Raw genomic sequence first — 26,771 nt, 5'->3', positions numbered from 1 at the left:
GTCAACTGGGGCATGGCAGCCTTGTTATTGTTATGTCTGGCCTGCGCGCGGGCGACGATCGCTCTCAAGCGTGCGTCGCCCGACGCGGCGACAACTGCTCAGATCGGGTAATGCCGCGGGCCGTTCTGCAAGGTCACCCAGCGTAACTGGGTGAAATGCTCGATGGACGCCTTGCCGCCAAAACTGCCATAGCCGCTGGACTTGACCCCGCCGAAGGGCATCTGCGCCTCGTCGTGCACGGTCGGGCCGTTGATATGGCAGATGCCCGACTCGACTCGTTGGGCCAAGGCCAACGCGCGGCCGGTGTCGCGACTGAAGATCGCCGCTGACAAGCCGAATTCGGAATCGTTGGCCAGGCGCAGCAGATCTTCGTCGCCCACACCGCGCAGCACCACCGCCACCGGGCCAAAGGACTCTTCGCGGTACAGGCGCATGGCATCGGTGACGCCATCGAGCAACGTCGGCTGCAGAATACTGCCCGAAAGCCCGCCGCCCGCGACCAGGGTTGCACCCTTGTCGAGGGCATCGTCGATCAGCAGTTTGATCCGTTCGCCAGCGTTGCTGTCCACCAGGGAACCCAGCACCGAACCTTCGGCGTTGGGGTTACCGGCGGGCAAGGTGGCGATCTTCGCCGCCAGTTTGGCGACAAAGGCATCGGCCACCTTGGCATCGACGATCAGGCGCTCGGTGGACATGCAAATCTGCCCCTGATTGAAGAAGGCACCGAAGGCTGCGGCCTCCACCGCTGCATCCAGGTCGGCATCCTCCAGTACCAGGAACGGCGCCTTGCCGCCCAGTTCCAGCAACGCCGGTTTGAGATGACGCGCCGACAATTCACCAACGATGCGCCCGACATGGGTCGAGCCGGTGAAGTTGACCCGACGCACCGCCGGGTTGGCGATCAACCGCTCGACAATCGCCGCGGCATCCTGGGGCGCGTTGCTGATGACGTTCACCACGCCGTCACCGAGGCCGGCGTCCTGCAACACCTGGCCGATCAGCCGGTGCACCGCCGGGCTCAGTTCCGACGCCTTGAGCACCACGGTGTTGCCGCAGGCCAACGGCATGGCGATGGCGCGTGTAGCGAGGATGACTGGGGCGTTCCAGGGCGCGATGCCCAGCACCACGCCGCACGGTTGACGCAGGGCCATGGCGAAGCTGCCGGGTACATCGGAGGGAATGACTTCGCCGGTGATCTGGGTGGTCATGGATGCCGCTTCACGCAGCATGTTCGACGCCAGATGCACATTGAAACCGTACCAGTTGGCCATGGCACCGGTCTCGCCGGCGGCGGCGATGAATTCCGCGCTGCGGGCCTGCAACTGCTCGGCCGCACGCAGCAACCGGGTGCGTCGTTCATTAGGGGCCAGGGCCGCCCAGGTGGGGAATGCCGCTTTGGCCGCAGCCACCGCGGCGTCGGCATCTTCCAGGGTGGCAGCGGCAACCCGTGACACGATTTCTCCGGTCACCGGATTACGCCGTTCGAAGGTTCGACCGTCTCGGGCGGGGCACGACTGGCCGCCAATCAGCAGGGGCACGTCCAGCATGGTGATTCCTCTTTGTTGTCTTTATCGGGAATACAGTCGAGGGTTCACAGTAGCGCCTGGGCGCCGGGGCGAACAGCTGGCGGACGCTCGATCGCCCAGCCAGCTCGCCTTGATCTCAACGCGGGGTTCAGCGTTTGTAAGCCTGCAAACCGGGCTTGATGCTCTTGTCGTCGAGGAACTGCTTCATGCCCTGCTCGCGGCCACCTTCGGTGTCCAGCAGGCGCGACTGATCGAGCTTGGCGTACAGGTAATCTTCGTTCTGCTCCCAGGTCAGTTCACGGCAACGCTTGAAGCCGTGCTTGGCCGCCCGCAGCACCACCGGGTTTTTCTCCAGCAGGTTACGCGCCAGCTCGATCGTCACTTCACGCAGTTGCGCCAGGGGTACGCTTTCGTTGACCAGGCCCATCTCGGCGGCTTTCTGCCCGCCGAAGGTCTTGCCGGTCATGATGTAGTACAGCGACTGACGATGGCCCACGGTGTCGGCCATGGCCTTGCTCACCAGGTTGCCCGGTGGAATGCCCCAGTTGATTTCCGACAGGCCGAAAGTCGCTTCATCGGCGCAGATCGCCAAATCGCAGGCCACCAGCGGGCTGAAACCGCCACCGAAGCACCAGCCGTTGACCATGGCGATGGTCGGCTTGGCGTACATGCGCAGCAGTTTCCATTGCCATTGAGAGGCTTCGCGGCGGATTTTTTCCTGAAGAATTTCCGGGCCGGCGTCCACTTCGCGGAAGTATTCCTTGAGGTCCATGCCCGCGGTCCAGGCTTCACCCGCCCCCGTCAGCACCAGTACACCGGCGTCTGGATCCTGCTCCAGGGTTTCCAGAACGTCGATCATCTCGCGGTTCAGGGTCGGGCTCATGGCGTTGCGTTTTTCCGGGCGATTGAGGATGACCCAGGCAATGCCTTCCTCGATTTCCACTTTGACCGTTGTCCAGCGACCTTCGTAATTGCTCATGGCGTTGCTCTCTTGTTCTTGGCTTGACGATGGGTAAAAACTAAACCCCAATATTAGTTATGTCAATTAACTATTAATGAGATTAACCGAATATTTTTTGTCCCGAAAACAGGCGCAACGCCCATAGATCTGAAAGAGGTCATGGCTATCCCCGGCCAATCTCGGCAAACTAGATAGTCTTCTTAACCGCCAGCCTGAGGATTCACCCTGCAATGGCCAAGTCTTCCAAGATTGCCGCCGCCCCCGAGGCCCCTGCCGACAGCGCCGAAACCCAGGCGCCGCTGGACTCCGCCCTGGACGATCTGATCGGTTACGCCATGCGCCGAGCGCAGCTGAAACTGTTCCAGAACCTCATTGGCCGGCTCTCGGCCCATGACTTGCGACCGGCGCAGTTCTCGGCCCTGGCGATCATCGACCAGAATCCCGGGCTGATGCAGGCCGACCTGGCCAAGGCGTTGACCATCGAGCCACCGCAAGTGGTGCCACTGCTGAACAAACTGGAAAGCCGTGCACTGGCGGTGCGAGTGCGCTGCAAACCGGACAAGCGCTCCTACGGGATTTTCCTCAGCAAGACCGGCGAAGCCCTGCTCAAGGAGCTGAAACTGATCGCGGCCGAGAGCGACATGGATGCAACGTCCAACCTCGACAGCCAGGAACGCGAAGAACTGCTCAGGTTGTTGAAAAAGGTCTACCAGGTCTGAAGCGCCAACGCCGGCGCGCTCCAGGGGAACGGCCGGCCTCGTGACAGGTAAAACGACTTACCAGATCGGTACGGTGTAGAGCACCAGAAAGCGGGTCTGGTTTTCATCGCGAAACGCTGCGCCAGCGGGGAAGTCATTGCGATAGATCGACTTGCGCGCCATCAGCCCGACGTTCTTCAGCGGACCGCTCTGGATGACATACCCCAGCTCCATCTGGAATTCTCGCTCCTTGCGGTCGTCGGCATTCAGCGCCGTCAGCTCGATATGGTCACCGCGCACATAACGTAGCCGGCTCTTCAGCCCGGGCACCCCGACGGCGGCAAAGTCATAGTCGTACATCGCTTGCCAGGTCCGCTCCTTGGCATTGAGGAAGTCCGAACTCATGGTCAGCTCACTCATGCCCATCAACTCGGTGCCCGACACATAAGGCGTTGCTGTGTCGCCACTGGCGTGCATATAGCCCAGGCTCAGGCGATGACCGCCAAAGCGATAGCCGAACAGCGCCGACAGGTTTTGGTTATCCACCTTGCCGGCCTTGGCGCTGCCATCTTCGTCACTGAAAAAACTGCGCAGATCGGTGGTCAGCGTGCCCTCGCCCACCTGCAGATTGTGCAGCAAGGCCAGGGTGTTCTGCTGGTACAGGTCCGCCACTTCGGCGTGATAGGCACGCAGACTGAGGTCCTTGTTCACCTGATAATCACCGCCGACATAGGCCATGTGCGATGAAGTGGCCGCGCCGTTGAAACGCCGGTTCGGGGAGGCGATGCTCATCGGCTGGTAGTTAGTGGAATCACGCTTGTTGATGCGATCGATGTAGCCGGTGTTGAGGGTCAGTCCCTCGATGTCCTTGGAACTGAGGGTGGTGCCGCGAAAAGTCTGCGGCAACAGCCGCGACGGGCTGGCGAAAGCGAACGGCAGAAAAATCGATACATCACCGGTCTTCACTGTGGTCTGGGCAAAACGCATCTTGGCGGTCATGGCCAGGCGCGAATACTCGTCCGCCGCGCGCTTGTCACTGGCGGACACCGGCAGCAACTCGGTGCCGCTGCGGTCCGGCGACGAGTCCAGCTTCACCCCCATCAGCCCGCGGGCATCCAGGCCGAAGCCGACAGTCCCCGGGGTAAAGCCCGACTCCACATTCATGATGAAACCCTGAGCCCATTCCCTGGCCGCGGTTTTCGCCCCGTCATCCTTGTAGTCGCGATCCAGGTAGTAATTGCGCAAGGTCAAGGTGCCGTGGCTGTCGTCGATAAAGCCTTCAGCCAACGCCGGGGTGGCAATCACACTCAAGCCCAACAGGACCAGGCGGGGTGCGCGAACAGGTAAGGCTGAAGTCGCCGCAAGGGCGTTCCAAGGGAGCTTTGGCATGTTCGATGTCCACTTATTGTTGTTGTTTTTTGAACGGGATCGCCAAGGTTGCCCCAGGGATCTCAGGCCAGAGAATGGAAAGAGCTGAGGGTGGCGTCAATCCACAATGACCGATAAACGAACATTAATATTATTATCTATTTTTTAGATCCATCTTAAGCCATACGTCATCTCATTGATTTAAATGGAATTAATGACTTTTTCTAGTGAATATCCTTGACCGTTCATTTTTTAGTTATCTTTGTTAATCTTAATTCCAACCTGTCACCGCTTGAGGCGAGCAGGCTCGCGTTCACCCGTCAGCACACCCACAAAAACAATAAATGAGGTTCGCCATGGACACCCCATCACGTCGTACGACGCTGACCATCGCCCTGTGTTTTATCGTTGCACTGATTGAAGGCTTCGACCTGCAAGCTGCCGGCACTGCTGCCGCGGGCCTGCGTCAAACCTTTGCCCTGGACCCGAAAATGATGGGCTGGGTGTTCAGTGCCGGCATCATCGGCTTGCTGCCGGGCGCCTTCTTCGGCGGCTGGATTGCCGATCGCATCGGTCGCAAGAAAATCCTCATCGGCGCCGTGTTGCTGTTCGGCGTGTTCTCGCTCAGCACTGCCTACGTCAGCACATTCTCCAGCCTGCTGCTGGCGCGTTTCATGACCGGTCTGGGCCTGGGCGCCGCCCTGCCCAACCTGATCGCCCTGTGTGCCGAAGCCGTGGGTGAGCAGCGCCGGGGTACCGCCATCAGCATCATGTATGCCGGCGTGCCGTTGGGTGGAGCACTGGCGGCGGTGGTCGCCATGCTGTTCACCGATCATTGGCAAGCGACCTTCATCATCGGCGGTCTCGCACCGCTGCTGGTGGTGCCGCTGATGATCCTGCTGCTGCCCGAGTCCAGCGCCTTTCGCCAGCAGCAAGGGACTGTCAATGTGGCGCGCGCTTCAACCGGCCAGGCACTGTTCGGCGAAGGCCGGGCTCGCGTTACCCTGGCGTTATGGCTGAGTTACTTCTTCACCCTGACCGTGATGTACATGTTGCTCAACTGGCTGCCATCACTGCTGCTGGAACAGGGCTTCAGCAAACCCCAGGCGGGCCTGGTGCAGATGCTGTTCAATATCGGCGGCGCCCTCGGCTCCCTGCTCGGCGGGCTGCTGCTGGATCGCTGCAACGGCATCAAGGTGGTGCTGTTTGTCTATGCCGGGTTGCTGGTGGCGCTGGCCGGAGTCGGCCTGTCGGTGGGCATTGTCCCAATGGGCATCGCCGGGTTTGCTGCCGGGTTGTTTGTGATGGCTGCGCAACTGGTGCTTTATGCCCTGGCACCGCCGTCGTACCCGACCTCGGTGCGCGCCACCGGCGTCGGCGCGGCAGTGGCCATCGGGCGCCTGGGATCAGTCGCCGGGCCCTTGGCCGCTGGGCAGATTCTGGCGGCCGGGGCCGGCACCACCGGCGTATTGCTGGCGACCTCCCCCGGGTTGGTGATTGCAGCACTGACCATCATCAGCGTGATTGCCCGGTCGGCCCCACTGGCTGTATTGATGGAAAAGGCCAAGGCCTGATGTGCGAGACCTGTGGGAGCGGGCTTGCTCGCGAAGGCGGCGGTACAGGCAACATTGATGTCGTCTGACACTCCGTCTTCGCGAGCAAGCCCGCTCCCACAGGGTCCGGCGTGCCGAGCCCTACAGCCCTTCAGCCCTCCTTGACCCACTCCACAAGCAAACTCGCCTCAGGCTTTTTTGCGAAGACCTTCTGCGGCAGCAGCAGCCAGGCCAGTGCCGGCAGCAGGATCAAGGCGCCAAGCATGTTCACCGAGAACATGAAGGCCAGCAGGATGCCCATGTCGGCCTGGAATTTGATCGGTGAGAAGGCCCAGGTCGATACCGCGACCGCCAGTGTCATGCCGGTCAGCAATACCACTTTGCCGGTGAACAACAGCGCTTGGTAATAGGCCTGGGCCAGGGTGTCACCGGCACGCATTCGAGCCAGAATCACACTCAAGACATAGAGCGCGTAGTCGATGCCAATGCCCACGCCGAGCGCGATGACCGGCAGTGTCGCCACTTTTACTCCCATTCCCAGACCCACCATCAGCGCCTCGCACAGAATCGAGGTGAGCATCAGCGGCAGCATTGCGCAAAGGGTTGCACGCCAACTACGGAAAGTCAGCAGGCATAGCAGGCTGACCGCGCCGTAGACCCAGAACAGCATCTCGTACATGGATTTTTTCACCACGATATTGGTCGCGGCTTCGATACCGGCGCTGCCGGCGGCCAGCATGAATTTGACCTCTGGCACCTGATGCTCGCTGATGAATTTCTCACTGGCCTGCACCACCCGATTCAAGGTATCGGCCTTGTGATCAGACAGGTAAACGTACAGCGACAGCATCGAACAGCCCTGATTGAACAGCTCTCGCGGTGCACGGGTCTGCACGGCGCCCAGCGCGCCGTCATTAGGGATCAGCTCATACCATTTGAAGTTGCCTTCGTTGTAACCGGCCGTGGCGATTTTGCTCAGCGCTGCCAGCGCGGCGGCACGCTCACCGTCGAGTTGCTTGTGCCAGGTTTCGCCACCGTCCTCGGTGTGCAACACCACCCCCAGATGACCGACCGCCCAGCCCTGCTCGGCATCGACGAATTGTACCGCGGTCAGGCTGACGCTGACCGGCACACGGGCCTGGCGCCAAGTCATTCCAAAGTCATCCGAGAGCAACACGATGCCGCGTTCGCCGACCGCCACCAGGCGCTCGCCAGCCCGGGCCAGCCCAAGCAATACCGCGCGCGCGGCCTTGGCGGCCGACAGTGCCGGCTGCTGTAGCACAGCAAACGTTGCGGCCTGCGCAACCATGGACGTGCTCACCAACAGACACAACGCCAGCGCGCAGGCACTCCATCGCAGACCGTACTCGCAAAGATTTTTTCAACGTTCATGTATTTATCCCGCCTGGAAAATCGCCAGCGACCGCGACGAGTTTTTCGCTCGTCACGGCGCTCCATGGTTCAACGCATGTTTTCGTTGGCCATGGCATCCGGTGTGTAAAAGGAAGCCGAAGGTTTTGCGATCGTCTGGTACTGGACCGCCAGATCGTTGCTCGAAGAGTTAAGGAAGTAGGCGCCGGTATCGAGGTTGTAGCTGCCCCACATGACTTGCGCAGTGAGTGCCGGCAGGTCCGGTGCCAACAGCGTCAGCGAATACATCTGCCGACCCAGTTTGCCGCGCGACTGCTGGGGTTGAGTCGTGCGCAGTTTGCTTATCGACTGAAAAAATACCGACAGGCATCGGCTTGATTCAGGCGGACCAATGCACGCTGAACAGCGCGCAAAAGATTAATAAAATTAACTATAAAGCCTGAGGACTCTCGCCACCCGTCAACGAGACTTCTCGCTTCCGGGATAAAAGCGCACTACAGAAATTAGCGCTTTAAAAATTTTACCCGATTAAGTATTTTGCATGGATGATTGGGCGACATGCGCCCCCTTTATTCATAGCGACAAGGGATCTACCGTGAGCGGACTGCGTGAACGCCAGAAAGTCGAACGACGCCAAGCCATCAGCAAGGCGGCGATCGAACTGTTCGAGCGTCAAGGTTTCCAGAACACCACCATCGAACAGATCGCCAACCAGGCTGGGGTGTCGGCGCCCACCGTGTTCAAGTACTTCGGCAACAAGCAGGAAATCATCCTGGAAATCCTGCACGACGCCGACCAGCGCGCCCTCAAGGACACCCGCAACCAGATCCCTGAAATTGAGGATCCGGTCGACGCCCTGTGCTACCTGGAACGCCTGCTGACCGGTTACGCCCTGGAAGTCATGCATCCCAGTCTTTGGCGTGAACTGCTGCCGTTGATTCTGTTTGGTGGTGATAACGGACTGCCCGAAGGTTATCGGGCCATGAACGATGCGCTCAGGGCCGAAATCAGCGGTTTGCTCAGAGAACTGCAACAGGCCGGCAAGCTGCGCGCCGACCTCAACGTCGAACTGGCCGCCTTCCTGTTGAACGACTACTCACACCTGCAGTTGTTCAGGCTGGTCAACCAGGAACAGCCGGACATCGAGTCACACTCCGCTCAGGTAAGGCGTATCACCGAGCTGCTCTTTTACGGAATGCAGGCCTGAGAACGCCAGCCTCCTCCCAGACTGGCTTCATGCTCTAGCCGAGACGGGTCGTTGCTGGCGAGCCCGGCGTCACGACGCCGGGCCACGATGATCAGCGGTTGGTCTTGATGGTGGTCCAGGTGCGGGTGCGGATCCGCTCCACGGCTGCCGGCATGGGCTGCAGAGCGAACAGTGTTTTGCGCGCTTCGTCCGGCACATACATGTTGGGGTTATTCCGGATGTCGGCGTTCACCAGCGCGGTGGCGTCCTTGTTCGGATTGGGGTAACCGATCTTGTTGCTGATCCGGGCAATGACGTCAGGGCGCAGGATGTAGTTGATGAACTCATAGGCCTCTTTGGTATGGGGGGCGTTGGCCGGCACCATCATCACGTCCGACCACATCGGCGCGCCTTCCTTGGGTAACGCCATCTCCACCTTGACGCCCTTGCCAGCGGCATCGGCCAGTTGCTTGGCCAACGCGATGCCCCCAGACCAGCCCACGGCTACGCAGATGTCACCGTTGGCCAGGTCCATGCCGTAGCGTGAGGAGTTGAAGTAGGTGATGTGCGGGCGAATCTTCATCATCACCGCCTGAGCCTGCGGGTAGTCCTCGCGCTTCTGACTGTTAGGGTCGAGGCCCTTGTAATGCAAGGCGATGGGCACGATTTCGTTGGCCGCGTCGAGGAAACCGACACCGCAACTGGCCAGCTTGGCGAGGTTCTCTTCCTTGAAGATCATGTCCCACGTGTTCATCTGCACATTGGCGCCCAAGACTTGCTGAACCTTGTCGACGTTGTAGCCAATCAGCGTGGTGCCCCACAAGTACGGTGCCGCGTAGCGGTTGCCCGTGTCACCCGCAGCTTCCAGGGTTTTCATGAATTCCGGGTCCAGGTGCTGCCAGTTCGGCAGCTGGCTGCGGTCCAGCGGCTGGACCGCACCAGCGGCGATCAGGTGACTCAGGTTGGCGCTGCCCGGGTACACCACGTCATACCCGGAATTGCCGGTCAGCAGTTTGGACTCCAGGGTTTCGACACTGTCAAAAACGTCGTAGATCGGACGGATGCCTGTTTCCTCCTGAAAGCTCTTGAGCACTTCAGGTGGCAGGTACTCGATCCAGTTGTAGATCCGCACCGTGCGTTCTTCAGCCAGGCACACACCGCTGGCCAGCAACGACACTACAGCGCCCAATAAGGTGTTACGCAAAAACGTGTTCATGGTTAAGCACTCCTGCGCGGCCGCGAAGGCTCGCGGCACTTAATAGCGGTAGGTGAAATACAGTTCCAGCGCACTGAAATTCTGGTCATCGCCGAACACCTGCTTGGCAGCGGCCAGTGGCTTGACCCAGTTATAGGAGAGCGACGTATAGAACGACGGCGTCGGGGTCCAGTCGAGGAAAACCACACTCTCATCGGCAAAGCGTCGATCGCTGACGGGTGCCCCCATGTAGTTTTTCTCGTCCAGCCAGAACTGATAGTGGATCGCGCCGAGAGTCAGCGTTTCATTGAGGTGGGTCTTGAGCGAGAACTGTTGAACGTTTTCGTTGCTGTTGAACAGCAGGTAGTTGCCGACGACATCCCCCACCAGCCAGGTGCTCCAGTCGACGAAGCCCTTGCTCAGCGAGTCCCAGGCTTTCTGCCGGTTGTCGGTGAGGTTGTCGTCGCCGGAGAAACTAGCGTAGCGATAGCCGAGCACCGGGGTCAGCGGTAACGTGTTGAAGGCATATTCCGCCTGGCCGTACCAGGCGTTGGCATCGTAATCCACGCCTTCACCACTGCCCCGCTCCACGGCGTATTCGGCATTCAGCGTCAGGTCCGGCACGCCCGGTACTTTGGCCTTCAACGCACGCACGTTGTACACCTGCATCCCGTCCCGGCGTCGTGGCAGTGTACTGCCCTTGGGCCCCAGCGCATTGACCTTCATCGCCATGGCCCCCAGCGTCACCTGATCGTCGAGGTTGTAATCCAGGTTGACGCCGGTCATGCGGAAATCACCCAGATCGTCGTCGGTGCGCAAGGTGAAGGCCTGGGTCTTCAACGCGCCATGATCCCAGGCCAGAATGGCCGAATCCTTGAAGGCGGTTCTGGGGCCAAGCCAGTAGGCGCCGTCCTTGAGTTGGTCGAGGTTACCGTCCATGACGATGAAGCCCGTCCCGATCATGTAGTTCTGGCGACCGGCAGTCAGCGTCCACTCGCCGGCCCGGAAACCGCCGTAGAGTTCTTCGGTGGCCACGTCGCCATCAGAGCTTCGGGTGAAGCCGCCGGCATCGCCATCGCCAAAGGTGGTTGCCGCCACCAGCGAGCCACCAGCCAACAGGCTGAAGTCTGGCTGCAGGGCGTATTCCAGCTTGACGCCGGGCTTGACGTAGAACTCCTGCCAGTCGATTTTCGTACCGCCATTCTTGCCACTGCGCGCATCGACGCGGCCGCTGCCGAAGTTGACGTTACGGGTGGAAAGGGTCGCACCGCCGGCGGTGAAGTTGACCTCACCCTTGAGGTTGCCATCCTCGAAGGTGTAGCCCGCCAGCGCGACTTGGGCGGTCAGGGGTAAGCCGACCGCTAAGAGCGCTCGAGAGAAACGCGTCATGAAAACCATATGAAGCTCCTGTGTGATTATTGTTGTTACAGGGCAGTGAATGGCGGCGCAGAGCGCCGCCAACACCTGGCCGAGCCAGGTGAAAAGGACGCAAAATTCTTGTCTTTATGGGGCGTTTCAGTGGCTAAGATGCGCGGCGATAGCACGCAGCATGCGCACGCTGTCAGCATCGAACAGGCTGACGGCCTCGGTCAGCGATGACTGCTTGACGATCACCACACCGGACGGCTTATCGACGAACAGGTATTGGCCATGAATGCCACCGGCCATGACCGCCTGGCTGTGGTCGTTGAAGACGTACCACTGGCTGCGGTAGGAAGCGCCGGGGGTCCAGCCGGAGAATTCGGAGTTTTTGGCGTAGATCGCCGGATCGGAGCCGGCGGCGATGCGTGCAACCGTCTCGGTCGACAGCAACTGCAGCCCATCATGACGACCGTCGTTGGCGAGCAGCCGACCGAACCGCGCCATGTCTCGCAAGGTGGCGTTGAAACCGGCACCGGCAACGCTACGCCCCCAAGGGTCGGCCATGAAGTAGCCGTCGCGCTCACACCCCAACTGGCTCCAGAGGTCTTGCAGCAATTGATTGCAGGCCTTGCCCGAGGCGCGCTCCATGACCCAGGCCAGGGCTTCGGTGGTGGCGGTCACGTAATGGAAAAAGCCGCCGTGGCTGCCGCGTTTTTTCAGCGACGGCAGGTACTGATACAGCGACTCGAACTGAGCGTACTGCGCAGGTGCCGGCTGGAAACCGCAGGCGTAGCCGTACTGCGAACTTTCAGAGTTGGGATCGTCATAGACTTCGCTGTAGTCGATGCCCACGGCCATGTCGAACAGCTGGCGCACCGTGGCATCGCCAAACGCGCTGCCCAACAGTTCGGGCACGTAATACGCCGCCGGCAATTGCGGATTGAGGATGCCATCGCAGACCAGTTGCTCCCCCAGGGTGCCGATCAGCGACTTGGTCACCGAAAACATGACGTGCCGGTCGCGGGGACGCTGGCCGTTGAAGTAACGCTCGAACAGCACGGTGTCGCCCTGCATCACCAAGAAGGCGTCGGTCTGACTGGCCACCAGGTGATCGATGACACTGACGCTCAGACCACATTCACTGTCGAAGTGCAGTTCATCCAGCGCTTGCGGAGCTTCCTTCAGGACACTGACGGGTCCGCTACCCGCCTCCACATCAATGGAGGGACGCAGGCGCGCCAGATTACGGAACCCCCACTGATTGAACGGTGGACGCATCCAGTTGTTCCAGGTGACGCGGCGTTTTGGCTCGGCCGGAAAGCCCTGCATAAACAAAGGCGCCAAGCGCCTGTCGAGTGACGATTCATTCGTCTCGATATAAAGACTGGCCAGCAACGGCACGGTGTTCTGACTCATCGGGTTTCCCCTGCAAAATGACTCTGCGTGAAAGCAGATGCAGGGAAATAATTACTCGGTATTATTTTTTAGTCAATAAAACTTTTTTGCAGATTAAAATTATTACCACTGTGTTTTGATGGGGGCAAACACGGCACTCAGCGCCCGTTGCTCCTGCGCCAGCCCTGCCAACCGGGATGGTGATTGGGCGCTAGATGCCCTCGCGGAGTACTGATACCAGGCGTAGGATCGATACGATGACTGCTAATCACGCGTCGTTGGAAGGTGACTTCCAACCAATCTGCATTCACGCGCAAACGCAAGACATTTACCGCCGCACTGTAAGGCCGCGCGACCCTTCGCAGTACAAGGGCCGTGTTCTCACAACAACAAAAGCGAGGTGAAATCATGTCTGGTAATCGTGGTGTCGTGTATCTCGGCGCAGGCAAGGTCGAGGTGCAGACCATCCCCTATCCAAAAATGGAAGACCCGCGCGGCAAGCGCATTGACCATGGCGTGATCCTGCGCGTGGTTTCGACCAATATCTGCGGCTCCGACCAGCATATGGTACGTGGCCGGACCACGGCCCAGGTCGGGCTGGTGCTTGGCCATGAGATCACCGGCGAGGTCATAGAGAAGGGCCGTGACGTGGAAAACGTGCAGATCGGTGACCTGGTATCGGTGCCGTTCAACGTTGCCTGTGGCCGTTGTCGCAGTTGCAAGGAACAGCACACCGGCGTCTGCCTGACGGTCAATCCGGCGCGCCCCGGCGGGGCCTATGGCTATGTGGACATGGGTGACTGGGTTGGCGGCCAGGCCGAATACGTACTGGTGCCGTATGCCGACTTCAACCTGCTGAAGCTGCCCGACCGCGACAAGGCAATGGAGAAAATCCGCGACCTGACCTGCCTCTCCGATATCCTGCCGACCGGCTACCATGGCGCGGTGACCGCCGGCGTCGGCCCTGGCAGCACGGTGTATATCGCCGGTGCCGGCCCGGTCGGACTGGCTGCTGCCGCCTCCGCCCGTCTGCTGGGTGCGGCGGTGGTGATAGTCGGCGACGTCAATCCGCTGCGTCTGGCGCATGCCAAGGCCCAGGGCTTCGAGATCGCCGACCTGACCCTGGACACTCCGCTGCACGAGCAAATCGCCAACATGCTCGGTGAGCCGGAAGTCGATTGTGCGGTCGATGCGGTCGGCTTCGAAGCCCGCGGCCACGGCCATGACGGCGCGCAGCACGAGGCCCCGGCCGATGTGCTCAACGCGCTGATGGGCGTGGTGCGGGTCGCCGGCAATATCGGTATCCCCGGTCTGTATGTCACCGAAGACCCGGGTGCGGTCAACAAAGCCGCCAAGCATGGCAGCCTGAACATCCGTTTCGGCCTCGGCTGGGCCAAATCCCACAGCTTCCACACCGGCCAGACCCCGACGATGAAGTACAACCGTCAGCTGATGCAGGCGATCATGTGGGACCGGATCAACATTGCCGAGGTCGTCGGCGTGCAGGTGATCAGCCTGGACGACGCGCCGCGTGGTTACCACGAGTTCGATGCCGGGGCGCCGAAGAAATTCGTCATGGATCCGCACAAGCTGTTTACCGCGGCCTAGGGAACAGGTTGGGAAAAGGGCAGCCTTGAGCTGCCCTTGTTTATGGCCGAGTGTCCCGTCCTGAACCTGTTTCAGGACGGGAGACCTATGTCATGCACCCCAATGGGATCAGTAAGCAGTCGCCGAACATTCGAGGAAAACGTCGCGGGGCGTGAGCGCTTATAACGTAAGAAACAGCGCCGAGGTCCAGACTCGGGATTGATCGCGCTGCCGGGCGCAGATGAACAATGGATGTTCACGCCCCTGCTCCAGATTCAACCGGGCAAGCTCGATTTGCCCTTGCAGTTTCGAGGCAGCGGTGCAGCAGTTGTCCTTTCGAGGCACACCTTCAACTCCGCGCCCGGCAGCTCTTTAGAAACCCAAAACCACTCAGCTTTCGTGGACTGAGTGGTCTTGGGGCTGTCTTGCGACAACTCGTTCAGTGTTGTGCCTCTAGCTCACGGGCACACCCCTTGTGTAATTCGGCCGCCAGCTTCCCTTCGTCCAGCGCCCCTTCCCACTTGGCAATGAACAGCGTGGCAACTCCGTTGCCGATGACGTTGATCAACGCCCCGCCCTCGGAAATAAACCGGGTAACCGGTGGCCGCGACGCAAATGAATCGCAGGTTCGGCAGTTGCTCAAGCTCGGCCCGGCCAATACGCACCTTGTTGGTGATCACGGCATCGGCATCCCGGGCGGCGTCCACCACTTGTTCCGGCGTCGTGTCGGGGCGGTCCTGCCAGTCCGTGACCCAGGCCGGGCGAGCAATGCTCACGGGCAGGCTGTCGCGTGGCCACGCACGTGCAAGTTGATTTTCTGCTGACCGAAAGCGAACGCCTTGCGCCCACCGGCGAAGGTTTGCACCTGCATGCCCATGACCCGCACGTAAAAATCCTCGGCAGCCACAGGGTCGATAGTGGTCAGCACCAGGTGGTCGAGATGATCGATCATGGGTGCAGCTCCGGGGTGCGGGCCGACGGCACCTGTTTTTCCAGGCTGGCGACGTGGGCGGGTATCGGGTGCAAGTCCAGTCGTTTGCCGGCCTTGAGGATCTGGCTGGGAATGTCGTGGCCGACCAAACCCGGCAACTGCGCGGCAACTGCCAGCACCCGGTCCAGATCTACCCCGGTGTTGAAGCCCATCAACTGCAGCATGTGCAACAGGTCTTCGGTACACACATTGCCGCTGGCCCCCGGCGCATAAGGGCAACCGCCCAGGCCGCCAAGGGACGAATCGAAACGATCGACCCCGGCCTCGATGGCCGCCAGCGCATTGGCCAGGCCCATGCCACGGGTATTGTGGAAATGCAGGGTCAGTTGCAGCGCCGGAAAACGCTCACGGACTGCCCGGGACAGCGCCTCGACCTGACTTGGGTACGCCATGCCACGGCTTGCTGCGCAGCGTCGATGCCAAGCTCACCAAGAATCTCGGCGGTATGCTGGCCAAGGGTCGGCGCCGAGCGCGTCACGCTGCCAGGCGTGGTACCCAGCTTGGGGACGATGCCGGACAAGGTCACCGGCGTGCCGTCGTCCAGCTGGCTATCGAGCAGCATGTCGCGCGCCCGGTAATGCGGGTCCTGGGCAATGTCGGCAGCGTTGTAAATCCTGCCGGCCGGAATGCGCGCCTCGGTCAGGATCGACAAGACTTCGTCGAGGCTGAGCCGCGCGGTCCATTCGGAGATGGCGGCATCGATGCGCTCGACCTGCAGCACTCGGCCGTGGTTCTGCGCGAGCTCGGGATCGGCCCCCAGATCACGGCGACCAATCACTTCCATCAGGCGCTGATAGATGCTGTCGCCATTACCGGCGATCAAGTCAAAACCACCGTCACGGCAGCGATAGGCATTCGTCGGGGCGATACCCGGCAAACTGCTGCCGGCGGGCTCACGAACGGCATTGAACACCGAGTATTCGGGCAACAGGCTTTCCATCATGTTGAATACCGACTCGTACAGCGCCACGTCGATCTGTTGGCCGTCACCGCCGTTCTGCTCGCGATGACGCAGGGCAAGCAAAATGCCGATCACCCCGTGCAAGGCCGACAACGAGTCGCCAATGGAAACGCCCACCCTGACCGGCGTGCGCCCGGGCTCGCCGGAAAGATGCCGCAGCTGCCGAACTGCTCGGCACCCGCCTGATCGCTGTCGACTTGAGCGATGACTGGGCTCATCGCACCTTGTTCGTGGGGGTCGCAAGTCAGGCGCAACTGGCGCCGGAAGCGGCCAAGCTGTTTGAGTATCTGACCAGCGTGCATGGCTGATACTGTCGCAGGGGCAGCGCTGTTCTTTTCACACCAGCCGAATGAGCAAAAACACCAAAAGCACATTCAATACGGCCAGCGAACTCAGGCCCGCTAGCACACCGCTAGCGCCCCAGGTCTGCAACAGATAACCGCCCGCGAGGGGAGTCAAGGCTTGTCCAATGAGCGAAGGCCGAGCCATGCGTCCCATCAGCAAAACATAATGGGTGGACGACATCAGGGCCAGTGGCAGCAGGCCTCGCACGATCGCCCGCAAACCATTACCCGCGCCGTAGATCACCAGCCCCAGCGCAGTCATTGCCGGCGCGATGGTCACCAGCAACAGACCGATTGCCACGAATACCACGCTGATCAACGTCGTCCAGATAGGGTGTCGCTTTCGCGAAAACACTTGTAGAACGCGTGAGCCGACCTGGCTCGGACCGAGCAAGGCGCTCAGTCCGATGGCGGCTGCAAGCGAGTAGCCCTGCCCCTGTAACAATGAAATCAGCTGGACAGATATCGCCGTCATGATCACTGCACCCAACGCAAAAATCAGCGTGAGCAACAGGTAGATCCGCCGGTCGACAGAGAGGTTTTCATCACTCATGGCATGGCTTTTTGCGAGTTGCCCCGCGCCAGGCGCCAGCACCCAGAGATAAAGCGGTGCCACGGCAATGACCAATAGCCCCCCATAAGCCACGCACGTCGCGCGCCAGCCAATGTGCTCGATGACCAGCGCGACCGCAGGCCATGACAGCGTTGTCGCAAACCCTGAAATAAGCGTGATCCCGGTAATCGCACTGCCCGCCCGCTCCCCGTAGAGAGAACCTAAAGCGGCGAATAGCGCTTCATACAGCCCCAACGCCATACCGACGCCAATCACTGCCCAAGACAAAAGAAACATCGGCAACGAGGTCGAACTCGCCATCAGAAACAACCCGATGGCGACGCCCAGGCCGCTACTGGCCAGGATGGGGCGGCCGCCATAGCGAGCAATAAGCCGGCTGGTCAATGGCGCCAGCATCGCGGAAACCAGGATGCTCAGCGACAGCGCGCCATACACCCATTGGCTGGCCCAACCGGTCTCTCTCATGATCGGATCGGCCATGACGGCCATCAGGAAGAACGAACCTCCCCAGACCAGCACTTGCAGCATCCCCAATACAAAAATGCCGAATACGCTTGGCAGTCGCGTTTGATGGTTCAAGACAGTGTCATCAGTGGTGAGAAAAAGCAGAAGTCGTGAGCAGTTGCGCAACTACGGGTAGGGGTTAACCGATTGGCCAATGGTTCAAAGCAGGTGTCCAGCCCAGATCTTGCGATTGACCAGGTCGGCAGCAATTTCGATGAAGGCGTCTCCGACGAATTTGGCAGCCGGGCTGACGCGCCTGTCCGCCGGAAAAACCTGAACCAGTTTGCGCATGGGCACCGGATCGATCAGCGGCGCCGCACACAGCACGCCGGCTTCGACTTGGGCGTAAATCGACGCCAGTGGTAACGCCGTCATACCGAAGCCATTGCGGACCAGATCGATCATCGCGCCGAACGAGTCGGCCTCAACACTGGTCTTGAGCTTGATCCCGACTTCTCTGGCACAGTTATCCAGAATGACCCGAAGGCCATGTCGGGCGCTTGGCAATACCAGTTGCTGCTCGGCCAGGGAGGCAAAGGTTACCGGCGTGTCGATGCGCAGGTTGGCACTGGCGGGGCCGACCAGCATCAGGTTTTCCATCATCACCGGCACAATCCTGAGCGTATGCAGGGGTTGCGGATCGTAGGAAATGGCCAGTTCCAATTCGCCGCGCTGCACCCAATCCAGCAGATAGCCGCTGTAGGCCGAGGAAAATCGGACGGCCAGATTGGGATGCGCCTCGCGGATCTTGCGCACCAACGGTACGGTGACAATCTCGGCAACCGTCGGCGTCGTACCGATGACCACCGTTCCACGAAAAGACGATCGGCCACCGACAACCGAGCTTCTGATGGATTCCATTTCCTCCATGATTCGGGTGGCATGAGCCAGCACTTCCCGACCGACGTCGGTAATTTCCATCCCGCGCCCGTGTCGTTCGAACAGGTAGGCGCCGAGCTCTTTCTCCAACATTCTGATTTGTCGGCTAAGGGCCGGTTGCGCGATGTGAAGCCGATCCGAGGCCTTGCTGAGACTGCCGAGTTCGGCCACATGAATCAGGGTTTTGAGTTGAACGACATCCATTACCAGGCCAGTCAGCATCGAGGTCGGCGCGATATGCGTCGAAAGTGCTGTGAGTGTAATCGCATTTGCGCACCTTGGAATGCCCCGCGAACCGCGTGTCGTGAGGCCTCAAGGCTTTCGAGCTGCCTGTATGCCCCAGCCCGCCGGGGCTGCACGCCAAGCTATAGAATTTAGGTATATCAGTTAGGCCTGCCTGACGGCTTATTACCCTCCTCACTCTGCGGTAGCGTGCAATCAACGTCGACGCCAAAGAGCGCTCGACTCACTACAAGAATAAGATTCGAGGGCTCGTGCCATGATATTCAACGCTTCGTCTTACCTGACCAGTCCGATTTCCCCGGGCCACGTACAGCTCGCCACGCTCGTGCATCCTCCCTCCCCCTTCTCTTCCGAAAAACCGGCCGTGGGCGGGTTCACGCCTCTTCGTTAAGCCCAACAACCCATCGAGCCAGTCACGTCGGACGCGCATCAGCGTGCTCCTCGTATCGCCTCGCCTTGAAGAAAGGGTGAACAGCATGTCCGCATCAATCACAGACGCCAAAGATCACACCGCCGAAACCGCTCCGATGAAAGCGCCAAACCGCGTAAAAGCCATCATGGGTGCCTGCTCGGGCAATCTGGTGGAGTGGTACGATTTTTTCATTTACGCCTACACCGCCATTTACTTTGCCGCTTCGTTTTTCCCCAAGGGGGATACCACCAGCCAACTATTGGCAACTGCCGGGGTTTTCGCCGTCGGCTTTTTCATGCGCCCGCTCGGTGGCTGGATTTTCGGCTGGATCGCCGACACTCGCGGCCGCAAGGTTTCCATGATCATCTCGGTGTTCATGATGTGCGCTGGCTCGCTGCTGATCGCCGTCATGCCGACCTACGCGACTATAGGGGTCGCGGCACCGATTCTGCTCGTGGTGGCCAGGCTGATCCAGGGCCTGTCCGTCGGTGCGGAGTACGGCACCGGCGCCACCTACATCAGCGAAATCGCGACACCGGGCCGCCGCTGTTTCTATGGATCGTTTCAATACTTCACCATCATTGCCGGGCAGTTGTTGGCCTTGATGACTGTGGTCATTCTCCAGCAAACCCTGACCGGCGAAGAGTTGCGCGAATGGGGCTGGAGGATTCCGTTCTTCATCGGCGCCCTGAGCTCGATCGTGGTGGTGTATCTGCGGCGCGCCATGCATGAAACCGCGACCAAAAAAGACATGAACCGCAAAGACGCCGGCTCTCTGCGCGGCATGTTCAAACACAAACGGGCGGTCGCCCTGGTCGTGGCGTTCACCATCGGCGGTTCGCTGTATTTCTACACCTTCACCACCTACATGCAGAAGTTCCTGGTGATCTCCGCTGGCTTCAGCCCGGAAACAGTCAGCTTCATCATGACGGCAGCCCTGGTCGGTTTCATGTTCTGCCAGCCACTGTTTGGCTTGCTCGCTGACCGTATCGGGATCAAAGCGCACATGCTGATGTTTTCCGGATTGGCCATGCTGCTGGTGATCCCCCTGCTCTATTCGCTGCAGTCAGTCAGCAGCCCGTTTACGGCGTTCCTGCTGGTGTTTGGCGGCCTGGCCATTGCGTCGCTCTACACCCCGATTGCCGGGATCGTCAAAGCTGAACTGTTCCCGCCTGCGGTGCGTGCGCTGGGCGTAGGCTTTCCGTATGCCGTCGGCAACGCGGCATTCGGTGGCACTGCCGAGTACGTGGCCCTGTCGCTCCGATCACAGGGTGTCGAGGCGTATTTTTTCTTCTATGTTGCGGCGGTAGTGACCATCACCTTCATCGCTGCGATGTTGATGCCGAATCTGTCTCGCTATGGGTACATCAGCGGTAGCGGTGAGATCGAAGAGCGCACAGGGCTAAAGAGTTGTTCAAAACCGAGTGCCGCCAGGGTCTGACCATTACAACAGCAGATTGAAAAGCACCCATCGGGTACCCGGCCATGGCCGGGTTTTGCTGTTTGTCAGTCGCGCTAACTCGATGCTCTTAGTCATTAATGGAGCACTTTTTCTCAACTGAGCCCGAGTGATGATCGCTGGCGCCATCGACCAGTCATGGCTGGACAAGGTGCTGGAAAAGGCCAGCCTGGCGAACTGACACCTTCGCAAATCACTTTCCGCACAGACTCCACAGCGCCATCCAAGCGGTCCCCCAGCCTAATGCCGGTAAGTTAAGACGCGACGAAATCCTGTGGGAGCGTGGCTTGCCCGCGAAGAATGCACCGCGGTCTTTCAGGTACTGCGCGTCATCGTTCTTCGCGGGCAAGCCACGCTCCCACAGGTTCTGCGTCTTAACTTACCGGCATTGGTACCCAGCCCGGTTTTTTATGTGCTGTTGCATCCAGCGCCTTTGCGAAACAAGTGGCCGCCCCTTACGTTCGAATAAACGACAAAGGGTGAGCAGCCACGTGTGTGAATGCTCACCCCTTGATCTTGAAGACTCACCGATAACAGGTCAGACCGTCAGCGGTTTTTCTCCTGTGTCACCCTGAACATCCAGCGCAGCGGCATGACGCTCAGCCTCGTCCTCACTCACCAACTCGCCCTCCCATTTGGCCACCACCGCCGTGGCGATGGAGTTGCCCACCGCGTTGGTGGCCGAGCGGCCCATGTCGAGGAAGGTGTCGATTCCCAGAATCAGCAGCAAACCGGCTTCAGGAATATCGAACTGGGTCAGGGTCGCGGCAATCACTACCAGCGAAGCGCGCGGCACGCCGGCCATGCCTTTGGAGGTCAGCATCAACGTCAACAACATGGTGATCTGCGTACCGATGGACATCTCGATGCCGTAGGCCTGAGCAATGAACAGCACGGCAAACGTGCAGTACATCATCGAGCCGTCGAGGTTGAAGGAGTAACCCATGGGCATGACGAAACTCGAGATCCTGCGCTTGACCCCAAAACGATCCAGCGCATGAAGAATCTTCGGGTAAGCCGACTCGGAACTGGCCGTGGCGAAAGACAGCAGGAAAGCTTCCCTGATCAGCACCACCAGTTTGAACACGCGCCGCCCCAGGAACATCCAACCGGCAAACATCAGCATTGCCCAGAGCACGATCAGCCCGAAATAGAAGTCACGCATGAAGACCGCGAACTTCACCAGAATGTAGAGTCCGTTGACCGCCACGGTCGCGGCCATGGCCGCCATCACCGCCAGCGGCGCGAGCTTCATCACGTAACCGGTGACTTTCAACATCGCGTGAGACAAATCCTCTATGACATTGATCAGTCCTTGGGCCTTCTTGCCTAGAGAGGCCAACGCCACGCCAAAAAACAGCGAGAACACCACGATCTGCAGAATTTCATTAGTGGCCATGGCCTCCGCGAAAGACCTGGGCACCAAATGCGTCGCGAAATCCTTCAGGGTGAACACTGACGTTTGCAGGTTGGTCGCACTCGTCACCTCTGGTAATGGCAAGCCCAGGTTGTGACCGGGTTGCAGCAGGTTGGCCATGACCAACCCCACCGACAGCGAAATCAACGACGCGGTGACGAACCAGCCCAGCGCCTTGCAAAAGACCCGGCCCACAGCGCTTGCGTCGCCCATGTGAGCGATGCCCACCACCAGCGTCGAAAACACCAAGGGGCCGATGAGCATTTTGATCAGACGTAGAAAAATATCGGAGATGATCGAGATGTAACCGGCGACTCGGGTCGCCGCCGCTTTGTCCGGGAAGTTGAGGAAAATCATGTAGCCGATAACGATCCCCAGCAGCATGGCGATCAAGATGCCTGCCGCAGCCGGTAGCCTGTTTTTCATAACGCACCTGTTGTCGTATTTTCTGGAAAGTAGCCTGGACAAGCGCCCGCGTGATCACGCGATGGCGCTGAAAAACGCAGGGTCAGCCGCCGTGCTACGGAATGAAAAAGGCAAGTGCAAAGTGCCTGTAACGGCAGGTCGAGGATGGATGCGGGTGGAACAGGTCATGGACAGAGGACAGGACGGGGCAAGCCAACTGCAGGAAGCTGTCATACATAGGTGCAATCCTCGGATCTTATAGTTGTGGTTGCGTCGGTTACGCGCTGTACCGACGTAACCGGAAAACTACGCTAGTCCTGTTTCCCCAATAAGAGCCGATCGCGCTCTACCAGATATGCCCAAAAGCTATGGCGCCGTGCTCAAGCTCAGCGTTTTCGTGAATGGCAAACACTCAGTTTTCCTCTTCCCATAATTCGCAGTTATCGCCGCTCACTGCTGTGCACGCATCCGCCGTCCAGCTATACAAAACGGGCATATCTCAAAGACAAAAACGGTAGTCGTCGTTCTCCTCCAGCACTCCCAGAATGAGTGAAAACACAAAAGCAGCACTGCTTGGGAGATAGGCATGTCAACAGAAGCTGAACAAACCGTGGGGCAGGATTGGCAGGAGGACGTGTTCCGCGTGCTCAAGGCCCACGACGTCAAACACGTGGTCTTCGTACCGGATGCAGGCCATTCGGCGGCGATCCGCATGTCGTACGCAGACCCGGACATCAAGGCCGTTGTCCTCACCACTGAGGAAGAAGGCATCGGCTACCTCGCTGGCGCCTGGTTGGGCGGTGAGCGCGGCGCCCTCTTGATGCAGTCCAGCGGTGTCGGTAACTGCATCAACACTCTGGCCCTTCAAGTCTGTGCCGGTTTTCCGCTGTTGATGGTGGTCACCATGCGCGGTGACTGGGCCGAATTCAACGCGTGGCAGAACCCCATGGGTCAGGCCACCGAAGCCTCCCTGAACCTGATGAAAGTCATGACCTGGCGTGCCGACGTTCCCGAAGACGTCGCCCCATTGCTGCACGGTGCCGCGACCATGGCCTTCAACGGTGATTCCGCCACTGCCCTGCTGCTCGGCCAGCGCCTGATTGGAGAAAAGAAATGGGTCAAGTAAGCGCAAACCACACTTTGTGCCGTCGCGAAGTGGTCAAGGCCTTGCTGGCCGACCGCAAAGACGTGCTGGTCGTGACCGGCCTGGGATCGGCGTCCTATGACGTCATGGCGGCCGGTGACAACGATCTGAACTACTACCTCTGGGCCGCTATGGGCAGTGCGATCACGGTGGGCCTGGGCCTGGCCAATGCCCAGCCGGACAAGTCGGTGGTGGTCGTCACGGGTGACGGTGAGTTGCTCATGGGCTTCGGCGCACTGGCGACCGTCGCGCTGCAAAAGCCCGCCAACTTGACCATTGCTGTGTTGGACAACGGTCACTTTGGCGAAACCGGCATGCAGGTCAGCCACGCCGGATTTGGCATCTCCCTGGACCAGGTGGCGAAGACTTGCGGCTTCAGCTGGACCGATGAAATCCGCGACATGGAAGGCCTACACAACTTGCGCGAGCGCTTTGCAACCCGCGATGGCGTCAAGCTCGCAACGATCAAGATCAAAGCGGAAAACCCGCCGCGGGTGCTGCCTCCGCGCGATGGTCACTACATCAAGAATCGCTTTCGTGCTGCCCTGGGTTTCAACCCGATCTGATTGCTCTATGCCGGACCCGGTCACGCAGGGCAAAAGCCGTGCGTGACGCACTGAGGAGAATAATAATGACCGACCGCAACGCTGAAGAACTCAATGCCATCCGCGAAGGCGTACGCGCCCTGTGTGCGGAATTCGATGCCGCCTACTGGCGTAAAGTCGACGAAGAAAAAGGCTTTCCGGAAACCTTCGTCAAGGCCCTGACCGACGCCGGTTGGCTGGCCGCGATGATCCCGACCGAATATGGCGGCTCTGGCCTTGGGTTGGCCGAGGCCTCTGTGATCCTGGAAGAAGTGAACCGCTGCGGCGGGAACTCCGGCACCGTTCACGGGCAGATGTACAACATGTTCACCCTGCAGCGACACGGCAGCGAAGCGCAGAAAAGCTACTACCTGCCGAAACTCGCCAGCGGTGAACTGCGCCTGCAATCGATGGGCGTGACCGAGCCCACCACCGGAACCGACACCACCAAAATCAAGACCACCGCCGTACGCAAAGGCGACAAGTACGTAATCAACGGGCAGAAAGTATGGATCTCGCGCATCCAGCATTCCGACCTGATGATCCTGCTGGCGCGCACCACACCGTTGGCCAACGTACAGAAAAAATCCGAAGGCATGTCAATCTTCCTCGTGGACCTGCGCGAGGCCATCGGCAACGGCATGACCGTGCAGCCGATCGCCAACATGGTCAATCACGAGACCAACGAGTTGTTCTTCGACAACCTGGAAATCCCCGCTGACACACTGATCGGCGAGGAAGGCAAAGGCTTTCGGTACATCCTCGACGGCCTGAATGCCGAACGCACCCTGATCGCTGCCGAATGCATTGGTGACGGTCGCTGGTTTATCGAGAAGGCCAGCGCTTATGCCCGCGACCGTGAGGTGTTCGGGCGCCCGATCGGACAGAACCAGGGCGTGCAGTTCCCGATCGCTGAAGCGCACATCGAGATCGAAGCGGCCGACCTGATGCGCTGGCGTGCCTGCGAGGAATACGACAGCGGCATCAACGCCGGGGCCAGCGCCAACATGGCCAAGTACCTGGCGGCAAAAGCCTCATGGGAAGCCGCCAACGCCTGCTTGCAGACCCACGGCGGTTTTGGCTTCGCCTGCGAGTACGACGTCGAGCGCAAATTCCGTGAAACCCGGCTGTATCAGGTCGCGCCCATCTCCACCAACCTGATCCTGTCATACGTAGCCGAACACCTGCTCGAGCTGCCGCGCTCTTTCTAATAACAAGAGAGATAACACCATGAGCCAGCCCAAAGGCACCCGCCCGCTCGATGGCATTACCGTCGTCAGCCTTGAGCATGCCATTGCAGCACCCTTCTGCACCCGACAACTGGCCGACCTTGGCGCCCGCGTGATCAAGGTCGAACGTCCCGGCACAGGCGATTTCGCCCGGGGTTACGACCAACGCGTCAACGGCCTGGCCTCGCACTTCGTCTGGACCAATCGTTCGAAGGAAAGTGTGACCCTGGATTTGAAGCAAGACTCGGCCACCGAGGTACTGGACAGTTTGCTGGCCACCGCCGATGTGCTCGTGCAGAACCTGGCACCCGGTGCGGCCGCGCGAATGGGGCTGTCATTCGAGGCTTTGCATCAGCGCTTTCCGCGGCTGATTGTCTGCGACATTTCCGGCTATGGCGTCGGTGGTCCCTATGAAAAGAAGAAAGCCTACGACCTGTTGATTCAGAGCGAAGGTGGTTTTCTGTCGGTGACCGGCGGCCCGGGCGAGGAAGAAATGGCCAAGGCCGGTTGCTCGATCGCCGACATCGCGGCCGGCATGTACGCCTACACCGCAATTCTGTCGGCGCTGTTGTTGCGTGAACGTACCGGCGAAGGCAGTCACCTGGATGTGTCGATGCTGGAAAGCCTGGTCGAGTGGATGAACTACCCGATGTACTACGCCTACGACGGCGCCCCTCCACCACCTCGCGCCGGCGCCGCGCACGCCACTATTTATCCCTACGGCCCCTTCCCTATCGGCGACGGCACTACCGTGATGCTGGGTTTGCAGAACGAGCGTGAATGGCAGCTGTTTTGCGAGAAAGTGCTCCTTACGCCCGAACTGGCCAAAGACGAGCGTTTCTCGGCCAACTTCAAACGTGTCGAAAACCGTCACGCGCTACGACAACTCATCGTTGAAACGTTCTCCACGCTCAACTTCGATGCCGTGTTCGATCGGCTGGAGCATGCGCAGATCGCCAATGCCCGGGTCAACGACATGCAGGGTGTTTGGGACCATCCACAACTCCAGGCACGTGATCGCTGGCGGGAAGTCGAGACCTCTGCCGGCAGCGTCCCAAGTCTGCTACCGCCCGGCAGCAACAGCGCTTTTGAACCGCGTATGGATGCTGTGCCGGGCCTTGGCCAACACACCGAACAGGTGCTCAGGGAACTGGGGCTGGGGACGGACCGCATTGAACAAATGCGCGCAGCCGGGGCTATCTGACAGCAACGATCAACTATTTTCGAGTGAACACTGCCCAATGAAGATCCTGGTAGCTGTGAAACGCGTGGTCGATTACAACGTGAAAGTTCGCGTCAAGGCGGACAATTCCGGTGTCGACCTCGCTAACGTCAAGATGTCGATGAACCCGTTCTGCGAAATCGCCGTGGAAGAAGCCGTACGCCTGAAAGAGAACGGTATTGCGACTGAAATCGTCGTCGT

Annotated in this window: 20 protein-coding genes and 6 pseudogenes; 10 read left to right on the top strand and 16 right to left on the bottom strand. The window is 59.8% G+C overall.

Going from position 1 to position 26,771, the window contains the following annotated elements; genetic code table 11:
• Positions 1–98: 98 nt before the first annotated feature.
• The gene (locus tag PMI36_RS09005; protein ID WP_008073737.1) at positions 99–1,547 is read right to left on the bottom strand and encodes an aldehyde dehydrogenase; all 1,449 of its coding nucleotides are present in this window, start codon (positions 1,545–1,547) and stop codon (positions 99–101) included.
• A gap of 127 nt (positions 1,548–1,674) precedes the next feature.
• On the bottom strand, positions 1,675–2,505 hold the full coding sequence (locus tag PMI36_RS09010) for a p-hydroxycinnamoyl CoA hydratase/lyase (RefSeq protein ID WP_007895816.1): 831 nt from the start codon (positions 2,503–2,505) through the stop codon (positions 1,675–1,677).
• Positions 2,506–2,717: 212 nt separating this feature from the next.
• Between PMI36_RS09010 and PMI36_RS09015 the strand changes: the two genes are divergently transcribed.
• The gene (locus PMI36_RS09015) at positions 2,718–3,206 is read left to right on the top strand and encodes a MarR family winged helix-turn-helix transcriptional regulator (protein ID WP_008073734.1); all 489 of its coding nucleotides are present in this window, start codon (positions 2,718–2,720) and stop codon (positions 3,204–3,206) included.
• 57 nt (positions 3,207–3,263) lie between these two features.
• On the opposite strand, the gene PMI36_RS09020 is transcribed toward PMI36_RS09015, so the two are convergent.
• On the bottom strand, positions 3,264–4,574 hold the full coding sequence (locus tag PMI36_RS09020; protein ID WP_008073732.1) for an OprD family porin: 1,311 nt from the start codon (positions 4,572–4,574) through the stop codon (positions 3,264–3,266).
• A gap of 335 nt (positions 4,575–4,909) precedes the next feature.
• Between PMI36_RS09020 and mhpT the strand changes: the two genes are divergently transcribed.
• The gene (gene mhpT, locus PMI36_RS09025) at positions 4,910–6,127 is read left to right on the top strand and encodes a 3-(3-hydroxy-phenyl)propionate transporter MhpT (protein ID WP_008073731.1); all 1,218 of its coding nucleotides are present in this window, start codon (positions 4,910–4,912) and stop codon (positions 6,125–6,127) included.
• 130 nt (positions 6,128–6,257) lie between these two features.
• Here the strand turns inward: mhpT and PMI36_RS0129755 are convergent, their stop codons facing one another.
• Positions 6,258–7,415 carry an MMPL family transporter gene (locus PMI36_RS0129755; RefSeq protein ID WP_008073729.1) on the bottom strand — a complete coding sequence of 386 codons (1,158 nt, stop codon included), beginning with the start codon at positions 7,413–7,415 and terminating at the stop codon, positions 6,258–6,260.
• Positions 7,416–7,567: 152 nt separating this feature from the next.
• Positions 7,568–7,789 (bottom strand): annotated as a pseudogene (locus PMI36_RS31515) (DUF1329 domain-containing protein); the annotation flags it as partial.
• A 283-nt stretch (positions 7,790–8,072) separates the two neighbouring features.
• Here PMI36_RS31515 and PMI36_RS09035 point away from each other — a divergent pair.
• A complete protein-coding gene (locus PMI36_RS09035; RefSeq protein ID WP_032830547.1) occupies positions 8,073–8,684 on the top strand; it encodes a TetR/AcrR family transcriptional regulator in 612 nt (203 codons plus the stop codon).
• A gap of 91 nt (positions 8,685–8,775) precedes the next feature.
• On the opposite strand, the gene PMI36_RS09040 is transcribed toward PMI36_RS09035, so the two are convergent.
• The 3 genes from PMI36_RS09040 to PMI36_RS09050 all read right to left on the bottom strand — a co-directional run bounded on the left by PMI36_RS09040 (position 8,776) and on the right by PMI36_RS09050 (position 12,636).
• Complete coding sequence (locus PMI36_RS09040; RefSeq protein WP_008073724.1) at positions 8,776–9,879, bottom strand: polyamine ABC transporter substrate-binding protein; 1,104 nt, start codon at positions 9,877–9,879, stop codon at positions 8,776–8,778.
• A gap of 39 nt (positions 9,880–9,918) precedes the next feature.
• On the bottom strand, positions 9,919–11,256 hold the full coding sequence (locus PMI36_RS09045; protein ID WP_008073723.1) for a hypothetical protein: 1,338 nt from the start codon (positions 11,254–11,256) through the stop codon (positions 9,919–9,921).
• 117 nt (positions 11,257–11,373) lie between these two features.
• Positions 11,374–12,636 (bottom strand): serine hydrolase domain-containing protein, encoded by a 1,263-nt coding sequence (locus tag PMI36_RS09050; RefSeq protein WP_008073721.1) that lies wholly within the window; start codon positions 12,634–12,636, stop codon positions 11,374–11,376.
• 387 nt (positions 12,637–13,023) lie between these two features.
• Here PMI36_RS09050 and fdhA point away from each other — a divergent pair, with 387 nt between their 5' ends.
• Positions 13,024–14,223, top strand: coding sequence for a formaldehyde dehydrogenase, glutathione-independent (fdhA, locus tag PMI36_RS09055; protein ID WP_008073719.1), 1,200 nt, complete (start codon positions 13,024–13,026; stop codon positions 14,221–14,223).
• A 159-nt stretch (positions 14,224–14,382) separates the two neighbouring features.
• On the opposite strand, the pseudogene PMI36_RS30845 reads toward fdhA, so the two are convergent.
• The 7 genes and pseudogenes from PMI36_RS30845 to PMI36_RS09075 all read right to left on the bottom strand — a co-directional run.
• Positions 14,383–14,582: pseudogene (locus tag PMI36_RS30845) on the bottom strand (hypothetical protein); the annotation flags it as partial.
• Between the two features lie 78 nt (positions 14,583–14,660).
• Positions 14,661–14,978, bottom strand: coding sequence for a hypothetical protein (locus PMI36_RS32095; protein ID WP_238543585.1), 318 nt, complete (start codon positions 14,976–14,978; stop codon positions 14,661–14,663).
• 14 nt (positions 14,979–14,992) lie between these two features.
• Positions 14,993–15,154: pseudogene (locus PMI36_RS09060) on the bottom strand (VOC family protein); the annotation flags it as partial.
• A pseudogene (locus PMI36_RS0129750) lies at positions 15,151–15,588 on the bottom strand (hydroxymethylglutaryl-CoA lyase); the annotation flags it as partial. The pseudogenes PMI36_RS09060 and PMI36_RS0129750, both read right to left, overlap by 4 nt.
• Positions 15,516–16,325 (bottom strand): annotated as a pseudogene (locus tag PMI36_RS09065) (CaiB/BaiF CoA transferase family protein); the annotation flags it as partial. The pseudogenes PMI36_RS0129750 and PMI36_RS09065, both read right to left, overlap by 73 nt.
• 165 nt (positions 16,326–16,490) lie before the next feature.
• Positions 16,491–17,600 (bottom strand): MFS transporter, encoded by a 1,110-nt coding sequence (locus tag PMI36_RS09070; protein ID WP_008073711.1) that lies wholly within the window; start codon positions 17,598–17,600, stop codon positions 16,491–16,493.
• A gap of 135 nt (positions 17,601–17,735) precedes the next feature.
• Positions 17,736–18,677 carry a LysR family transcriptional regulator gene (locus PMI36_RS09075; RefSeq protein ID WP_008073710.1) on the bottom strand — a complete coding sequence of 314 codons (942 nt, stop codon included), beginning with the start codon at positions 18,675–18,677 and terminating at the stop codon, positions 17,736–17,738.
• Positions 18,678–19,174: 497 nt separating this feature from the next.
• Here PMI36_RS09075 and PMI36_RS09080 point away from each other — a divergent pair, with 497 nt between their 5' ends.
• Positions 19,175–20,551: an MFS family transporter gene (locus PMI36_RS09080; protein WP_008073708.1), complete on the top strand. Its 1,377-nt coding sequence runs from the start codon at positions 19,175–19,177 to the stop codon at positions 20,549–20,551.
• 556 nt (positions 20,552–21,107) lie between these two features.
• On the opposite strand, the gene PMI36_RS09085 is transcribed toward PMI36_RS09080, so the two are convergent.
• On the bottom strand, positions 21,108–22,412 hold the full coding sequence (locus PMI36_RS09085) for a dicarboxylate/amino acid:cation symporter (RefSeq protein ID WP_008073707.1): 1,305 nt from the start codon (positions 22,410–22,412) through the stop codon (positions 21,108–21,110).
• A 565-nt stretch (positions 22,413–22,977) separates the two neighbouring features.
• Here PMI36_RS09085 and PMI36_RS09090 point away from each other — a divergent pair.
• The 5 genes and pseudogenes from PMI36_RS09090 to PMI36_RS09110 all read left to right on the top strand — a co-directional run.
• Positions 22,978–23,517, top strand: a complete 540-nt coding sequence (locus PMI36_RS09090) for a thiamine pyrophosphate-binding protein (RefSeq protein WP_007896342.1) — start codon at positions 22,978–22,980, stop codon at positions 23,515–23,517.
• The gene (locus PMI36_RS09095; protein WP_008073703.1) at positions 23,505–24,101 is read left to right on the top strand and encodes a thiamine pyrophosphate-dependent enzyme; all 597 of its coding nucleotides are present in this window, start codon (positions 23,505–23,507) and stop codon (positions 24,099–24,101) included. The genes PMI36_RS09090 and PMI36_RS09095 overlap by 13 nt, the downstream gene beginning before the upstream one ends.
• Positions 24,102–24,166: 65 nt before the next feature.
• Positions 24,167–25,330 carry an acyl-CoA dehydrogenase family protein gene (locus tag PMI36_RS09100; protein WP_008073701.1) on the top strand — a complete coding sequence of 388 codons (1,164 nt, stop codon included), beginning with the start codon at positions 24,167–24,169 and terminating at the stop codon, positions 25,328–25,330.
• A gap of 19 nt (positions 25,331–25,349) precedes the next feature.
• The gene (locus tag PMI36_RS09105) at positions 25,350–26,552 is read left to right on the top strand and encodes a CaiB/BaiF CoA transferase family protein (protein ID WP_008073699.1); all 1,203 of its coding nucleotides are present in this window, start codon (positions 25,350–25,352) and stop codon (positions 26,550–26,552) included.
• 37 nt (positions 26,553–26,589) lie between these two features.
• Positions 26,590–26,771 (top strand): annotated as a pseudogene (locus PMI36_RS09110) (electron transfer flavoprotein subunit beta/FixA family protein); the annotation flags it as partial.

It is taken from the genome of Pseudomonas sp. GM79, assembly GCF_000282495.1.
In the GTDB taxonomy this organism is placed as follows: Bacteria; Pseudomonadota; Gammaproteobacteria; order Pseudomonadales; family Pseudomonadaceae; genus Aquipseudomonas.
Note: the sequence above shows the minus strand (reverse complement) of the source record. Positions and strands in the feature narration are given on the sequence as shown.

Coding starts and splice junctions, on each gene's coding strand:
- PMI36_RS09005 (WP_008073737.1), bottom strand. CDS start 1,547: ATGCTGGACGTGCCCCTGCTGATTGGCGGCCAGTCGTGCCCCGCCCGA.
- PMI36_RS09010 (WP_007895816.1), bottom strand. CDS start 2,505: ATGAGCAATTACGAAGGTCGCTGGACAACGGTCAAAGTGGAAATCGAG.
- PMI36_RS09015 (WP_008073734.1), top strand. CDS start 2,718: ATGGCCAAGTCTTCCAAGATTGCCGCCGCCCCCGAGGCCCCTGCCGAC.
- PMI36_RS09020 (WP_008073732.1), bottom strand. CDS start 4,574: ATGCCAAAGCTCCCTTGGAACGCCCTTGCGGCGACTTCAGCCTTACCT.
- mhpT (WP_008073731.1), top strand. CDS start 4,910: ATGGACACCCCATCACGTCGTACGACGCTGACCATCGCCCTGTGTTTT.
- PMI36_RS0129755 (WP_008073729.1), bottom strand. CDS start 7,415: ATGGTTGCGCAGGCCGCAACGTTTGCTGTGCTACAGCAGCCGGCACTG.
- PMI36_RS09040 (WP_008073724.1), bottom strand. CDS start 9,879: ATGAACACGTTTTTGCGTAACACCTTATTGGGCGCTGTAGTGTCGTTG.
- PMI36_RS09045 (WP_008073723.1), bottom strand. CDS start 11,256: ATGGTTTTCATGACGCGTTTCTCTCGAGCGCTCTTAGCGGTCGGCTTA.
- PMI36_RS09050 (WP_008073721.1), bottom strand. CDS start 12,636: ATGAGTCAGAACACCGTGCCGTTGCTGGCCAGTCTTTATATCGAGACG.
- fdhA (WP_008073719.1), top strand. CDS start 13,024: ATGTCTGGTAATCGTGGTGTCGTGTATCTCGGCGCAGGCAAGGTCGAG.
- PMI36_RS09070 (WP_008073711.1), bottom strand. CDS start 17,600: ATGCTGCAAGTGCTGGTCTGGGGAGGTTCGTTCTTCCTGATGGCCGTC.
- PMI36_RS09075 (WP_008073710.1), bottom strand. CDS start 18,677: ATGCTGACTGGCCTGGTAATGGATGTCGTTCAACTCAAAACCCTGATT.
- PMI36_RS09080 (WP_008073708.1), top strand. CDS start 19,175: ATGTCCGCATCAATCACAGACGCCAAAGATCACACCGCCGAAACCGCT.
- PMI36_RS09085 (WP_008073707.1), bottom strand. CDS start 22,412: ATGAAAAACAGGCTACCGGCTGCGGCAGGCATCTTGATCGCCATGCTG.
- PMI36_RS09090 (WP_007896342.1), top strand. CDS start 22,978: ATGTCAACAGAAGCTGAACAAACCGTGGGGCAGGATTGGCAGGAGGAC.
- PMI36_RS09095 (WP_008073703.1), top strand. CDS start 23,505: ATGGGTCAAGTAAGCGCAAACCACACTTTGTGCCGTCGCGAAGTGGTC.
- PMI36_RS09100 (WP_008073701.1), top strand. CDS start 24,167: ATGACCGACCGCAACGCTGAAGAACTCAATGCCATCCGCGAAGGCGTA.
- PMI36_RS09105 (WP_008073699.1), top strand. CDS start 25,350: ATGAGCCAGCCCAAAGGCACCCGCCCGCTCGATGGCATTACCGTCGTC.